Here is a 14,145-nt window from a genome sequence, read left to right on the forward strand (position 1 = left end):
TCGGACTAAAGGGGCGTGCTGTGTTATGGGCGCGAGGTTATGGGTGCGTGCCCGACTGATCTATCTTGGGTCGGTGCCCGCCGAGATCCGAACCGCCGCGCTCGCCCACATCCGTGACCGCAAACTCCTCCAGACGCGTTCGGTGGGGAAGACCGCGTTCTACATGGCCGGCGGCAAGATCGACCCGGGCGAGAACGCCGAACAGGCTCTGCACCGCGAGATCCGGGAAGAACTCGACGCCGGAATCGTCGACGGGACACTCGCACGCCTGGGGGTTTTCGAGGCTCCCGCATACGGACATCCCGAGGGCACGGACCTGCACATGACCTGCTTTCTCGCCGAACTGAGCTCCGAGCCGCGGCCGACGAGCGAGATCGCCGAATTGCGGTACTTCACCGTCGACGAATACGCGGCGATGCCGGACGTCGCGCCCGACTCGATGCTCGTGTTCCGCCGACTGCAGTCGCTGGGCCTCCTCGATTAGGTGAGTGGCGCGGTGCCCTCCGGTGCACTGTGGCGCTCACGGAGCGAGTAGACGCAGAACGCGACGACGAGCAGCATCGCGACACCGGCGAGATGGTCGGACGCGGCGGTCGAGGCCGGCGAAGACGGCAGATGGTGCTCGCTGGGCGCACCCGAATAGACCACCCGGCTGCGGGGGACCGTGGTCGCCGCGACGAACACCAGCGACGCGAACGGCAGCGCCAGACCGAGCACCGCGACGGGCGCAGAACCGGGCAGCGCGGAGGCGAGCGCGAAACCCGTCCCTCCGCCCAGGACCGCCAGCCGGAGCAGGAGCGCGACGCCGTCGTTGCCGAAGTCGGGGGAGATGGTGGCGACCAGCGGAACGACGGCGGCGAGACACAGACCCCACCCGGGCCGTCGCCACTTCGGCGGAACCCTGACCGCCACCGCCATTCCCGCGGCGAGGGTGACGACGCCGACCGCCAGCAACGCCGGCGCGGGCGTCGTCACCCGCGGGGTGCGGAGGTCGTCGAGGACGAGCACGGCCGCGGCGGTGACCCCGGTTGCCGCGAGGAGGAAATGTCCGTCGATCCCCGGGAGCCGTCGCCCGATCAGCACGGTGACCGTCAGGATCACGGCGATCGAGAACGCGACGATCAGCCAGACCGTCAGGGGTTCGCCGAATTCCTGATCGTCGATCCACGCCCCGAGCAGCCGGTTGAGCAGCGCGAGTCCGAGGGCCCCGACCAGCGCGGTCAGCAGGGTCTTCCGTTCGAGGCGTTGCACCCGGAACTGCGACCGTGCCAGCACCGCCGACGCGAGCGTGAGGACGAGAACTCCGACAAGCAGCCACTGCGGAGGTTCGCCGATCGCCGAGGTGCTCATGCTCGCGGGTTCGACATACGCGGCGTCGCCGCGCGGCAGTTTCTGCACACTTGCGAGGAGGAACGCGCCCGCGACCCCGAGAGTCAGCGCCAGCTGTGACGCCCAGCGACCCCACACCGCGGCGACCGCCGCGCCCAGCAGGAACCCGGCAGTCGCCGTCTTGGCGAAGTGCAGCGCGATCAACGTGTCGACGCTGCCGGCGCCGGGCACCGCCCAGCGCGCGCCGATCAGGATGACCGCGCACGCCGCGGCCAGGAGCCACGACACCCGGCGGGAGCCCGACCGTTGCAGACCGCCCACCGCGATGACGGCGAGAACCAGGGCCACCACCACACCGGTCGGCTGACTGCTGATCCACCGGTCGATCTCGCGATCGGAGGCGTTGATCGTCCACGCCCGGTTGCGGGGATTGGTGAGGACGAACCCGGCAAGTGCGCCGGACGCGAGAGCAGCCGCGGCCGACAGGGGTTCCCGGAAGTCCATCTGCTCACGGTACTCGAGCGGGTAGGAATGGAAATGGCGAACCCGGTGTTGGCACCGAAGGCGTGCCCGAGAACGACTCCGATCGAATACCCCGAGGCGAGGAGCCCCCTATGACGTCGATCAACGAGAAGGCCACCACCCTGCTGGAGCTGCACCGGCCCGGCAACCCCGTCATCCTGCCCACCGTGTGGGATGCGTGGTCCGCGAATCTGGCTGTGTCCTCCGGGTTTCAGGCGCTGACGGTCGGAAGCCATCCGGTGTCCGACTCGATCGGCAAGCCTGACAACGAGGGAATCACGTTCGACGAGTTGCTGCACCGCATCTCGCAGATCACCGCCGCGGTCGAGCTGCCGCTGTCGGTCGACATCGAATCCGGATACGGGCTCGAGCCGGCCCGCCTCATCGAGGGTCTGATCGGTGCGGGCGCGGTGGGTCTGAACATCGAGGACACGGTCCACAGCGAGGGCGGACGCCTCCGCGAGCCGCAGGAGCATGCCGACTTCGTCGGAGGGTTGCGGCAGGCCGCCGACGCCGCCGGGGTCCACGTGGTCGTGAACGCGCGGACCGACCTGTTCGTGAAGCAGGTGGGCGACGAGTCCGACCGTGTCGACCGGGCGATCGCGCGACTGAAGCTCGCCGCCGAGGCCGGAGCCGACGTGCTCTACCCCGTTGGCCGTCACGACGACGCCACCCAGAAGCGGCTCACGTCGGAGCTTCCGCTGCCCGTCAACGCGATCGGGCTGCCCGATCAGGACGATCCGGCGAGCTTCGGCCCGCTCGGCGTCGCGCGGGTGAGTTTCGGTCCGTTCTTCCAGGCCGCCCTCGCCGCACACGCGGCCACTCTGCTCGGCCGCTGGTCCTGACCCGTGAGTACTTGTTAACCGCCGGCGGTTAACAAGTACTCACGGGCGCGACAGCGCATACGCCTTCAGGTGCGCCACTTGCTCGGGATCGAGTGAGGGGCGCACCTTTTCGCGTGCCTCGGCCACGTCGGCCGCGGTGACGTCGGCGGCGTCGATGTTCCGGCGCATCGCGGCCAGCGCGGCTTCCCGCAGCAACGCCGAGCAGTCGGCGGCCGAGTAGCCGTCGAGATCGTCCGCGAGGGCGTCGAGATCGACATCGTCGGCGAGGGGGACCGCCTTCCCGGACGTCCGGAGGATCGCGCGGCGGGCGTCGCCGTCCGGCGGCGGCACGAACACCAGCCGCTCGAGGCGGCCGGGGCGCAGCAGGGCCGGGTCGATGAGGTCGGGCCGGTTGGTGGCGCCGACGACCACCACGTCGCGCAGCGGTTCGACGCCGTCGAGTTCGGTGAGCAGCGCGGCGACCACCCGGTCGGCCACCCCGGAATCGGAACTCTGGCCGCGGCGCGGCGCGAGAGCGTCCACCTCGTCGAGGAAGATCAGCGACGGCGCCGAATCCCGTGCCCGCTGGAACAGTTCGCGGACCGCCTTCTCGGACGCGCCCACCCACTTGTCCATCAGCTCGGCGCCCTTGACGGCGTGCACACTCAGATGTCCCGAACTGGCCAGCGCCCGAACGAGATACGTCTTTCCGCAGCCGGGCGGACCGTAGAGCAGCACGCCGCGCGGGGGGTCGACACCCAGCCGGGCGAACGAATCCGGGTGCTGCAACGGCCACAGCACCGCTTCCGTCAGCGCCTGCTTGGTCTCCACCATGTCCCCGACGTCGTCGAGGGTGACGCTGCCGATCGCGAGTTCCTCGCTGCCCGACCGCGACAGCGGGCGGATGACGTCGAGTGCGCCGAGGAGGTCGTCCTGGGTGAGCGCCGGTTCGACGGGTTTCCTGGCCGCGCGGGACGCGGCGCGCAGGGCGGCTTCCCGGCACAGCGCGGCGAGGTCGGCGACGACGAACCCCGGTGTGCGGGCCGCGATCGCGTCGAGGGCGATGCCGTCGCTGGGCACCTTCCTCAGGAGCAGTTCCAGCAGGGCCCGGCGGGTGGAGCCGTCGGGCAGGGTGAGGGCGAGTTCGCGGTCGCACAGGTCCTGCCCCCGCAACCGGGTGTCGACCGACTCCGGGTGCGCCGACGTCGCGACGAACGCGACCCCGACGGTCTCGACCGCGCCGCGGAGTTGCTCGACGATCAGTGCCGACACCGGTTCCGGGGTGGACGGCAGCAGGGCGTCGATGTCCGTGATCAACAGGACCCCGCCGCTGCGGACCGCCTCGACCGCTGCGGTGACCCGCTGCAACCGGGAGCCCGCCTCGAGCGCGCCGGCACTCGGCCCGTCGAGTTCGACCACCCGCCGGGACGCGAGAACCGAACGGGCGAGCGTCGCCTTCCCGACACCGGCGGGCCCGGTCACCAGGACGCCCAGATGGGGTGAGGCCCCGAGGGTGCGGAGCAGTTCGGGTTCGTCGAGGGCCAACCCGAGCCACTCGGTGAGTTTGGCCGCCTGGGTGCGGGCGCCGACGAGGTCCTCGACCGGGACCGGGGGTACGTCCTCGGCTGCCCGGACCGGCGGCGCGGGCAGCCGCGACGGCGACGCGGTCACCGTCGCGCGCACACCCTCACCCCACCCGACCGCAGTGTTGGGCTGCACGCTCACCGCACCACCGGCCGGGTCGACCCCGGTCACGGTGAGCAGTTCTGACGTCCAGGCGACACCGAACGTCCGGGACAGGGCCTGGGTCGCGGGGGCGGTGCTGGTTCCGGGGCCCAGATCGCGGGGGAGCAGCGACACCGTGTCGCCGACGGTGAGGACCTTGCCGAGCAGGGCGTGACGCAGGGTGACGTCGGAGACGGAGTTGACGGCCAGATTGGAGCCGCTGACGGTCACCGTCTTCCCGCCGTACACCGTCACCGGTGTCACGACGACGGTGCTGTTCTCGGACAGCCCGGCATTGGACAGCGTCACGTCGTCGAGGAGCGCGGTCCCGGTGGGGGTTCCGGCCGGCGCGCGACCGGCAACGGCGGCAGTGCGGCGCGCGCCGATCAGGGCGATCGCGTCCCACTCGCGGAGTCCCAGCGCGGCCAGGGCTTCCGGATGCAGCCGGACCACGCCGCGCCGGGTGTCGGCGGCCGAGGTGTTCAGTCGGACTGTGAGCGCGAGTTCCGGTGAGGTCACGCCGTCGAGCCTACGTGCGGGAGCGACCTACCGGGCCCGGGGACGGCGCAGTCCGAGCCGCGCCGCGGACCGCCTGCCGCGGGCGTCGGGCTGACGCCGGATGGCTCGCCGCTCGGACGGCTTGATGTCCCACGTCTCGGGTCGCGCGGCCACCCACCGCTTCGAGTGGACGGCGAACGGAATGTGCCCGAGGTACACCGCGACGAGGACGATCAGCAGGATGTACGGGTAGGTGACCAGGGCCGCCGCCGCGAGCGCCACGAGGACGAGCAGACCGGCCGCCATGTGCGGGGGCACGGACACCGTCTTCAGTGCAAGCGTGGGGATCCGGCTGACGATCAGCGCCGCGGAGAGCACGGTCCATGCCACGACGACGGGATACGACGACCACCAACCGTCGCCCCACTGCGCGGCGGCGGCCAGCGGGGCCAGCGCGACCAGCGCACCCGCCGGCGCCGGGACACCCGTGAAGTACTCGTTGGCGTACCCCGGCATGTCGTCCTCGTCGAGGAGCGTGTTGAACCGGGCCAGCCGCAGCACGATGCTCACTGCGTAGATCAGGGCGATGATCCAGCCGAAACTCTGCCCGTCCAGCAACGTGACGTAGAGAACGAGAGCCGGGGCGACGCCGAACGAGATGGAATCGGCGAGCGAATCCAGTTCGGCGCCCATCTTGCTGGTGGCGTCGAGCAGTCGCGCGATCCGCCCGTCGAGCGAGTCGAGGACCGCGGCGGCGCCGATCATGGCCAGCGCCGTTCCCAGGTCGTCGTCCAGCGCGAACTTGACGGCGGACAGTCCCGCGCACAGCGCGAGGATCGTGACGACACTCGGCAGGAGCCGCACCGCCTGCTGAGGTCGTCCCCTCCGCTGTTTCTTCGCGTTGGCGATCACGGCAGTTGAGCGATGACGGTCTCGGCGCCGATCGTCCGCTGTCCCCGCTCGGCGAGCAGCGTGGTGCCCGCCGGGAAGTATGTGTCGACGCGGGAGCCGAACCGGATCAGGCCGTACGTGTCACCGATCGGGAGAGTGTCGCCGACCTTGGCGTCGCAGACGATCCGGCGGGCGAGCAGACCGGCGATCTGGACGACGGCGACGTCGTGGCCCTCCGATGTGTGCAGCAGCATGCTGTTGCGTTCGTTGACCTCGCTGGCGTCGGAAAGGTCGGCGGAGAGGAACTTGCCCGGCCGGTGGACGACCTTCGTCACCTCACCGCCGACGGGGCTGCGCTGGACGTGCACGTCGAGGACGGACAGGAAGATGCTGACCCGGGGGAGCGGCTCGGTTCCCATGTCGAGTTCGGACGGCGGGACCGCGGAGTCGACGAGCGCGACCTCACCGTCGGCGGGTGCGACTGCGACGCCGACGCGGTTCGGCGGAACGCGGTGCGGATGCCGGAAGAATGCGGCGCAGGCAGCGGCGGAGGTCAGTGCTCCGCGACGAACCCACTTGCGGTTGCGGCCGAGGACGGCCACGCCGAGTGGTGCGAGGACGAAGGGCAGCCCGGCCGGATGCAGGGGCGGAACTGCTCCGCGGACGAGGTCGACGATGTGCCCGACGCTCGTGGCTTGGGGGGTTCCGGGGGGTGTGGGCTTGCGTGCCACGGGCTCCTCTAACTGTGTTCGGACGGACGTGCTGCCTGCGCGCCATCGCGCCGCACCCACAGATTACGTGAGCGCTTCCGGCTGCAACGGCATCAGGAGAGAGTACGCACTCGCGGGGTCCGATGTGTGAACGGATCGTGGCCGGATGGCGAGGGGCGTGATGGGTCCACCGACCCGGAACGTCAACTGCTCGCCCGGCAGCGCATCGACGGCTTCGAGGAGAAAACGGCGTTCACCTGCACGTGGAAGCGGACGGGCTGGTCGGTGCCCGAGTGGCCGACGACGATCTCACCCGACTCGAGAACCCCCAGATCCACCCGGTCGCCCCCTTCGGCCAGGAGTGCGCGCAGGGTCGCCGAGGAGAAGGTGTGTTCGATTCCCGGGTCGCTGGGCGACAGGCTGCGATGGTCGGGGAAGGCGCCGTCGACGAGGCCGGTGGTGAGCTGTTCGCGGCCGCAGCGGAGGGTGATGGAGTCGGCGCCCACGACGACGGTCACCGTGCGGTGGCGCCGCAGCAACCCGGCAGCGTCGTCCAGGAACGTGCACGGGACGACCACGGAGATCGATTCAACCAGCGGTTCGAGCACGGCCGCCGCTGCGACCGCCAGCCGGTAGCGGTCGGTGGTGACGAGCCGCAGCACGCCCTGGTCCGTCTCGAAGAGGCAGCCGCGCAGCACCGGGAACTCCGAGTCGGCGTCGGCGGCGAACCGCACCGCACCGACCGCGGCGAGAAGGTCGGCGGTGCGGAGGACGACCGTCCGCGTCCGGTCCGCTCGGGCGTCGAGCAGGCGGTGGATCCGCGTCAGTTCGCGGCGGGCGTCGTCAAGGCCCTGCTCCAGCCGGCCGAGATGCCGGTCCAGAAGTCCGTGCGCGTCGGTGCCGCTCAGCACGGCGCCCATCTCCTTCACCGGCATCCCCACCCGGCGCATCGCGGCGACGAGGACGGCGGCATCCACCTGCCGGTCCGTGTACCAGCGGTACCCCGTGCGCGGGTCGACCGCGTGCGGGGTGAGCACCCCGGCCTTGTCGTAGAACCGCAGCGCGCTGACCGACAGACCGGACGCGCGGGCGAGTTCACCGATGCTGAGCACGGCGCCCACTCTGCCCCGGCGGTCCGACAGTCGCGTCCAGTTCGGCGCGGAGTCGGGCGATGCCCCCGCGGATCATCCGCCCGTAGCCGTCGTCCGCGAGGTGTTTGCAGCACTGCGCTGCCCGATCGAGATGGTGGCGTGCCTCAATCGACTGGCCGAGGGCGTGACGAGCGGCCGCCACGTTGAGGTGCAGCGATGGGTAGAAGCCCGCGACCGACAGTGACGAGTGATGCTCATTCGCGCGGTCGTCGGTCAGCGAGTCGGCGGCATCCAGGGCTCGCAGGTCCCAGCGCAGTTCCTCGGCGGGGTCGGTCTGGACGTCCGCCATGTAATGAGCCAGCGTAACGATGTGCAGCGGGTCCGGCGCGGTGTCGCCGGAGCCCTGGAGGGCGTCCCACACCTCCTCGAAGATGCGGCGGGCGCCCTCCCGGTCACCCGCTACTGCCCGTTCCTGCCCCTGCGCGATCCTCGCCATGACGGCGTCGGGTGTGTCCATGCGGACAACGCTGAGGCCTCGACCAGGTCGAGGGTCAACCCGGCTACTTGCCCTCGGCGGCGGACTTGATCCGGGCGAGGGTGGTGTTCATGCCGTTGACGAGGTCGACCTCGAAGTCGTCGTTGCCGCCGAGGACGGTCTTGACGAGGAACTGCGACACCTTGGACGTTCCGGTCGGGGCTTCGCGGCGCTCGATGACCTTGGTTCCGTTTGCGGTCGGCTCGAGTTCGTACGACCAGATGGTGCGGTTCTCGAGGATCCGGAAGGCGATGGCCTTGTTGGGCTGGAACGTCACGACCTTCGACGTGGTCGGCCACACGAGGAGACCCTTGCGGTTGATGTTGACGGTTTTCGTGCCCTCTTCGACGACGCCACCGAGGACGCGCATCTTTCGGCACTGGGGGCTCCATTCGCCCATCCGCTTCAGGTCCGAGACGACGGCCCACACGTCTTGCGGGGTCGCGTCGATGTCGATGCTTGCTTCGAGGGTGGTTGCCATCGGCTGTCTCCAGTCAGGGAAGGTGGTACGTAAGGTAACAATTACTTTTGCGTCATGGTAGGCCTTGTGGCCAAAGGGCTGTGCGGTAGGTCACTGAAACCGTGCCCGGACCGCAGTTTTCCAGCACTTCCGCGCGCCTCATCGAAACCGTGTAACCAAAGGGGCACGATTGGCGATGAGTCAATAGTGCGACGAACTGTCGCCGATGCAATGGCGCAAATTGGAAAGTTGTCGAGTCGGTGTTCGGAAGTGATCGGTAGTGAATGTCCATTCGATCCTGCGGTGGGACCGCAGCCCTCTCCCTCTACTCGAATCAGCCCGATTGCAAGGACGTCCGTCCTCGTGGCCGAGTGAAAAACTCGAACGTTTGATGACGCCACGCGAAATCGAGGAAGCTCTCCGCGGCCGGTTGTAGACGCCGTCGTGGCTCCCGCAATCCCGTCACTCTCCGCCCAGACCCGGGGGAGACTGGGGTTGTGGGAGCCGAAGAGTGTGTCGTGGTCGGAACCGGTGCGGTCTCCGCCGAAGAAGTGATCCGGGTGGCGCGCCACGACGCGCCGGTGCGGATCTCGCGCGACGCGATATCGGCGATGGCGGAAACCCGCAAGCGCATCGAGGCGCTGGCCGAGGACCCGAAGCCCGTCTACGGCATCTCGACGGGGTTCGGGGCCCTCGCCACCCGGCACATTCCCTCCGCCCTGCGTACGCAACTGCAGCGCAGCCTCGTCCGCTCGCACGCCGCCGGAAACGGGCCCGAGGTGGAACGCGAGGTGGTGCGCGCTCTGATGCTGCTGCGGCTGTCGACCCTCGCCACCGGCAGGACCGGCGCCCGGCCGGACGTCGCGCAGGTCTACGCCTCGCTGCTGTCGGCGGGGATCACTCCCGTGGTGCACGAGTACGGCAGCCTCGGGTGCTCCGGCGATCTGGCGCCGTTGGCCCACGTCGCGCTCGCGGTGATCGGCGAGGGCACCGTGCGGGACGCGGACGGCGCACTCGTGCCGGCCGCGAGAGCGCTGTCCGCTGCGGGGATCGCGCCGGTGGTCCTCGAGGAGAAGGAGGGGCTCGCCCTCATCAACGGCACCGACGGCATGCTCGGCATGCTGCTGCTGGCGTGCGAGGACCTGCGCGCGCTGCTGCGGTTGGCCGACGTCACGGCGGCGATGAGCGTGGAGGGACTGCTCGGCACCGACAAGGTGTTCGCCCCCGACCTGCAGGCGCTGCGGCCCCACCCCGGCCAGGCGCGGGCCGCCGCGAACATGGTCCGGTTGCTCGCCGGCTCCGAGATCGTGCAGAGTCACGCCAACCCGAGTTGCACCGTGGTGCAGGACGCCTACTCGTTGCGATGCGCGCCGCAGGTCGCGGGCGCCGCGCGGGACACCCTCGCGCACGCCGAGCAGGTGGCGTCGTGGGAACTGGCGAGCGCCGTCGACAACCCGGTCGTGACCCTCGACGGCCGGGTGGAGTCGAACGGCAATTTCCACGGGGCGCCGGTCGGGTACGTGCTGGACTTCCTGGCCATCGTCGTCGCGGACGTCGCGAGCATGAGCGAGCGCCGCACCGACCGATTCCTCGACGTCGCCCGCAACCATGGGCTGCCGCCGTTCCTGGCGGACGATCCCGGTGTCGACAGCGGCCACATGATCGCGCAGTACACCCAGGCCGCGATCGTGTCGGAACTGAAGCGGCTCGCGGCGCCGGCGAGCGTCGACTCGATTCCGTCGTCGGCGATGCAGGAGGACCATGTGTCGATGGGGTGGTCCGCCGCCCGGAAGCTGCGCCGGGCGGTCGACGGGCTCACCCGGGTCCTCGCCGTCGAGGCGCTGACGGCTGTTCGGGCGCTCGACCTGCGGGCACCGCTCGCACCGTCGCCGGCGACGGGGGCGGTGCGGGACACGATCCGTGCGCATGTTGCCGGGCCGGGAACCGACCGTCACCTAGCGCCGGAGATCGAGGCCGCGGTCGCCCTCGCCGCCTCCGGCGCACTGGTCGCGAGCGCGGAGTCGGTGGTGGGGCGGCTGGACTGACGCCGTACCGTGGACTGCAGGAGATGGTCCGCATGGCACTCGCGGAGTTCGACACGCGCCGGAAGACCGTCGACACCGACCGTGGACCGGTCAGCTACCTCGATTCCGGCACCGGACGGGTGGCGTTCTTCATTCACGGTGTCGGCACGTCCGGCTACCTCTGGCGCAACGTGATCCGTCAACTCGAGGACGAACGACGCTGCATCGCCCTGGACCTCCCGCTGCACGGTCACACCCCCGCCGCACCCGATCAGGACTTCACGCTGGGCGCACTGGCCGACGTCGTCGCGGCCACCTGCGACGCGCTGGGCCTGGACAAGGTCGACGTGGTCGCCAACGACACCGGCGGCGCTGTCGCGCAGATCTACGCCGCCCGGCACCCCGACCGGTTGTCGACCCTGACGCTGACGAACTGTGACACCCACGACAACGTGCCGCCGAAGGCGTTCCTGCCCACCGTGTTGCTGGCCCGGGCCGGACTGCTTGCCCGCACCCTGCCGCCGTTGACGAGGAACGTGACGAGGGCTCGTAAGCTGTTGTACGGCACCGGGTATCAGAACGTGCGTTCGCTACCGGAAGAGGTCGTGGCGGCGTACGTCGAGCCGCTGCTCGGCACCCGCGACCGCGCGTTGCTCTTCCAGCGCTGGATCGCGTCGCTGAATCCGCGCGACCTGCTCGCGGTCGAGTCGGACCTCGCGGCGCTCGAGGTGCCCACACTCATCGTGTGGGGCACCGGAGACCTGTTCTTCCGGACCCCGTGGGCCTACCGGCTCCGCGATCTCATTCCGGGAGCCCGGGAAGTCGTGGAGATCCGGGGTGGCAAGTTGTTCTTCCCCGACGAGCGTTCACGCGAACTGGTCGTCGAACTGCGCAGATTCTGGGCGGCCCGGTCCTGAGCCTGGTTCAGCAGCCTGGTTCAGCGCAGCGGGTCGAAATGCCGCATGACGGCGGGAACCTCGCCGCCGGTCATGGAGTCGGCCATCATGCGTCCGGTGAGCGGCCCCAGGGCGATGCCCCACATGCCGTGGCCGCCCGCCACGTGCACACGGGGGGAGCGGGTGGCGCCGACGAGCGGAAGCCCGTCGGTGGTGCAGGGCCGGGATCCGACCCACTCCTCCTGACGCGACTCCCAGTCGATGCCGGTGAACATGGGCGTCGCGGCCGCGATGATCGCCTGTACCCGGCGCGGATCGAGAGGTGCGTCGGGACTGCGGAATTCCATCATTCCGGCGACGCGGAAACGGTCGTGCAGCGGGGTGCACGCCACCCGCTGGGTGGGGAAGTAGATCGGGTTCTTCGGCATCTGCTCGGGCTGGACGCTGAAGCTGTACCCGCGGCCGGCCTGCACCAGGGCGCGGACACCGAACGGGCGGGCGAGCGTATTGAGGTGTGCGCCGCCGGCGAGGACGACGGAATCGGCGGTCACCGTGTCGCCGGAAGCCGCGACCAGTCGGACGCCCGACTGCCCCCGATCCTGCACCGCCACCACGTCGAAGCCGGACCTGATCTCGCCGCCCCGGGCGCGGACCGCGTCGGCGAGCGAATGCACGAAGCGCGGTGGGTCGATGAAGCGCTGGTTGCGCAGCCGCAGCCCGGAGTGCACGCCGTCGCCGAGACTCGGCTCGAGAGAATGAATCTCGTCGCGGTCGACGCGGTCGTACTCGACCTCGCCGCCCGCGGCCTCGACGTGACGGAACTCGTCGACGAGCGCTTCGCGGTCCTCGTCCGACTTGAACGCGGTGAGGAACGGGTCGGCGAGATGCGTGTGCTCCCGGACGCCGCCGTCCGCGAGTTCGTCGTAGGCGCCCAGGGAGATCCGGTTGACCTCGGCGTACACCTTCATCGCGTCCGCCCACCGGGAGGGCGTGCAGTGCCGGGCGAAACCGACGAGGAAACGTACCAGCCGCAGATCCGTCGTGAACGGAACGTAGACCGGCGAGGACGGATTCAGCATCGCGCGCAGGCCGTACCGCAGCACGGCCGGCTCGGGCAGCGGCAGCGTCAATGCCGGTGCGAGCCAACCCGCATTGCCCCACGACGCATCCGCCGCGACACCCGCGCGGTCGACGACGGTGACGCGCACGCCACGCTCCTGGAGGAACCACGCCGTGGACAATCCGACGACGCCTGCTCCGACGATCGCGACATGGTCAGGGCGCTGCACTGTGCTCATGACTCCATGATCGGCGGGCGAGGGAGCCGGGGCAGTAGCCGTTCGGCCAATTCCGGACAGCGCCCCCTGTGCAATCGGCCAGGGGTCACAAATCCCGCAGTCCCGTCAGCTTCAGGTGCAGCATCAGGATGAGCCGGGTGTCGGCGTCGGCCAGGTCCACGTCGCACGAATCGACGCAGCGCCGCAGCCGATTCCTCAGCGTGTTGGGATGCACGTGCAGCGCGGCGGCGGCATCGGCGACGTCGCCGCCGTGCGCCAGGAAGGCGCGGGCCGTGGCGACGAGGTCGGTGCCGTGCTGCTCGTCGTGCCGGGTGAGCGCGGCGAGCGGGGTGAGCTCGCCCAGGCCGTCGAAGATGTCGGCGACGCGCAACGCCAACACGGACGCGAGACTGTCCCGCATCGTCCCGGCGATACCACCGGACCGGGCGTGCTGCAGCACGGTGAGCACCCGGTCGGCGTCCCCGCGCGACAGGTGCGCCTGGCTGGCCGTGCTCACCTCGCGTCCGACGGCGACCACGAACGTAGCCCCGCTGCGGGCGCGACCGAGGAAGTCCTCCGCGAGGCGCCGGACGTCCTTCTCCGACGCGGCGATGACCACGTAGATGACGTCGTCGAGTTGCGCGGCCACCGAATCGACCGCCAGCGTGTCGAGGTACAGGCCAAGGGAGGCGAGTAAACCGGAGGGCAGCGGGCGCCCGATCGCGACGGGGGCGGCTGCCGCGACCGTCAGCCGTCCCTCCAGCCGGAGGTCGTCGGCGGCGCGGAAAGCGGGCTCGCCGCCGTTGATCAGCGCACGCACGCGGTCGACCTGCATCCGGCGTGTCACGTCCACCCGTTCCCGCTCCGCCGCGATGTGCTCGGCGACGACCGGGACCGCGGACCGCAGGATCGATTCCTGTTCCGGGGTGGGGGCCGACGTCATCGCCGCCCAGATCGACCCGACCGACCGTCCCGCGTCCCGCACCGCGATCACCGCGCGGGGAGTCATGTTCGGCAGTCGCATGTCCACGTAGAAGACGTCGGTGTCCCGGTGCAGACGCTCGAAGACGCCCGCGTCCTCGAGGAGTTGCCGGTACTTACCGGGCACCTGCCGTCCCAGGATGGTCTCGATGCGCGCTTGGTCCACGGCCTGCTCGCCGCTCGAATAGGCCAGGACCGTCGAGTTCTCGTCCTCGATCGTGATCGGGGCCCCGATCAGCTCGGCCAGCGACCCCGCCACCGTGAACAGGTCTTCACCGCGCAGGTCCATGGGTGCGAGCCTAGTTGCCGGACGCGATCCGGCAGGGTCTTCGCCGCGGTCCGTGTCCTCGAGACACGGGCCTCTTCGGTCCTGGCGGTGGCC

Annotated in this window: 12 protein-coding genes and 1 pseudogene; 4 read left to right on the forward strand and 9 right to left on the reverse strand. The window is 70.2% G+C overall.

Annotated features, from left to right (window positions below; translation table 11 throughout):
• Window positions 1-43: 43 nt before the first annotated feature.
• A complete protein-coding gene (locus MLGJGCBP_RS13060; RefSeq protein ID WP_236581066.1) occupies window positions 44-484 on the forward strand; it encodes an NUDIX hydrolase in 441 nt (146 codons plus the stop codon).
• Here the strand turns inward: MLGJGCBP_RS13060 and MLGJGCBP_RS13065 are convergent.
• Window positions 481-1,833 carry a hypothetical protein gene (locus MLGJGCBP_RS13065; RefSeq protein WP_160096085.1) on the reverse strand — a complete coding sequence of 451 codons (1,353 nt, stop codon included), beginning with the start codon at window positions 1,831-1,833 and terminating at the stop codon, window positions 481-483. The two genes, MLGJGCBP_RS13060 and MLGJGCBP_RS13065, sit on opposite strands and share 4 nt — an antisense overlap.
• Before the next feature lie 110 nt (window positions 1,834-1,943).
• On the opposite strand from MLGJGCBP_RS13065, the gene MLGJGCBP_RS13070 reads away from it, so the two are divergent.
• A complete protein-coding gene (locus tag MLGJGCBP_RS13070; protein ID WP_160096087.1) occupies window positions 1,944-2,696 on the forward strand; it encodes an isocitrate lyase/PEP mutase family protein in 753 nt (250 codons plus the stop codon).
• A gap of 39 nt (window positions 2,697-2,735) precedes the next feature.
• On the opposite strand, the gene MLGJGCBP_RS13075 is transcribed toward MLGJGCBP_RS13070, so the two are convergent.
• The 6 genes and pseudogenes from MLGJGCBP_RS13075 to MLGJGCBP_RS13100 form a co-directional block, all read right to left on the reverse strand.
• Window positions 2,736-4,919 carry an AAA family ATPase gene (locus MLGJGCBP_RS13075; RefSeq protein WP_160096089.1) on the reverse strand — a complete coding sequence of 728 codons (2,184 nt, stop codon included), beginning with the start codon at window positions 4,917-4,919 and terminating at the stop codon, window positions 2,736-2,738.
• Between the two features lie 27 nt (window positions 4,920-4,946).
• Entirely contained in the window at window positions 4,947-5,810 is an 864-nt protein-coding gene (gene pssA, locus MLGJGCBP_RS13080) for a CDP-diacylglycerol--serine O-phosphatidyltransferase (RefSeq protein ID WP_087558888.1), read from the reverse strand.
• A complete protein-coding gene (locus tag MLGJGCBP_RS13085) occupies window positions 5,807-6,520 on the reverse strand; it encodes a phosphatidylserine decarboxylase (protein ID WP_087558887.1) in 714 nt (237 codons plus the stop codon). The genes pssA and MLGJGCBP_RS13085 overlap by 4 nt, the downstream gene beginning before the upstream one ends.
• A gap of 63 nt (window positions 6,521-6,583) precedes the next feature.
• Window positions 6,584-7,620 (reverse strand): annotated as a pseudogene (locus tag MLGJGCBP_RS13090) (MerR family DNA-binding transcriptional regulator).
• Window positions 7,595-8,107, reverse strand: coding sequence for a hypothetical protein (locus MLGJGCBP_RS13095; RefSeq protein ID WP_160096091.1), 513 nt, complete (start codon window positions 8,105-8,107; stop codon window positions 7,595-7,597). Before MLGJGCBP_RS13095 ends, MLGJGCBP_RS13090 begins: the two are co-directional and overlap by 26 nt.
• Before the next feature lie 43 nt (window positions 8,108-8,150).
• On the reverse strand, window positions 8,151-8,606 hold the full coding sequence (locus MLGJGCBP_RS13100) for an SRPBCC family protein (protein WP_087558884.1): 456 nt from the start codon (window positions 8,604-8,606) through the stop codon (window positions 8,151-8,153).
• A 476-nt stretch (window positions 8,607-9,082) separates the two neighbouring features.
• Here MLGJGCBP_RS13100 and hutH point away from each other — a divergent pair, with 476 nt between their 5' ends.
• Together hutH and MLGJGCBP_RS13110 are read left to right on the forward strand one after the other, a co-directional pair.
• Window positions 9,083-10,630: a histidine ammonia-lyase gene (gene hutH, locus MLGJGCBP_RS13105; protein WP_160096093.1), complete on the forward strand. Its 1,548-nt coding sequence runs from the start codon at window positions 9,083-9,085 to the stop codon at window positions 10,628-10,630.
• Window positions 10,631-10,662: 32 nt separating this feature from the next.
• Window positions 10,663-11,526 (forward strand): alpha/beta fold hydrolase, encoded by an 864-nt coding sequence (locus tag MLGJGCBP_RS13110; RefSeq protein WP_160096095.1) that lies wholly within the window; start codon window positions 10,663-10,665, stop codon window positions 11,524-11,526.
• A gap of 20 nt (window positions 11,527-11,546) precedes the next feature.
• On the opposite strand, the gene MLGJGCBP_RS13115 is transcribed toward MLGJGCBP_RS13110, so the two are convergent.
• On the reverse strand, window positions 11,547-12,803 hold the full coding sequence (locus tag MLGJGCBP_RS13115) for an NAD(P)/FAD-dependent oxidoreductase (RefSeq protein WP_160096097.1): 1,257 nt from the start codon (window positions 12,801-12,803) through the stop codon (window positions 11,547-11,549).
• 85 nt (window positions 12,804-12,888) lie between these two features.
• Window positions 12,889-14,052: a helix-turn-helix domain-containing protein gene (locus MLGJGCBP_RS13120; protein WP_160096099.1), complete on the reverse strand. Its 1,164-nt coding sequence runs from the start codon at window positions 14,050-14,052 to the stop codon at window positions 12,889-12,891.
• Window positions 14,053-14,145 lie beyond the last annotated feature (93 nt).

Source organism: Rhodococcus sp. T7 (assembly GCF_009872365.1).
Classification (GTDB): domain Bacteria; phylum Actinomycetota; class Actinomycetes; order Mycobacteriales; family Mycobacteriaceae; genus Rhodococcus_F.

Coding starts and splice junctions, on each gene's coding strand:
- MLGJGCBP_RS13065 (WP_160096085.1), bottom strand. CDS start 1,833: ATGGACTTCCGGGAACCCCTGTCGGCCGCGGCTGCTCTCGCGTCCGGC.
- MLGJGCBP_RS13070 (WP_160096087.1), top strand. CDS start 1,944: ATGACGTCGATCAACGAGAAGGCCACCACCCTGCTGGAGCTGCACCGG.
- MLGJGCBP_RS13095 (WP_160096091.1), bottom strand. CDS start 8,107: ATGGACACACCCGACGCCGTCATGGCGAGGATCGCGCAGGGGCAGGAA.
- MLGJGCBP_RS13100 (WP_087558884.1), bottom strand. CDS start 8,606: ATGGCAACCACCCTCGAAGCAAGCATCGACATCGACGCGACCCCGCAA.
- MLGJGCBP_RS13110 (WP_160096095.1), top strand. CDS start 10,663: ATGGCACTCGCGGAGTTCGACACGCGCCGGAAGACCGTCGACACCGAC.
- MLGJGCBP_RS13115 (WP_160096097.1), bottom strand. CDS start 12,803: ATGAGCACAGTGCAGCGCCCTGACCATGTCGCGATCGTCGGAGCAGGC.
- MLGJGCBP_RS13120 (WP_160096099.1), bottom strand. CDS start 14,052: ATGGACCTGCGCGGTGAAGACCTGTTCACGGTGGCGGGGTCGCTGGCC.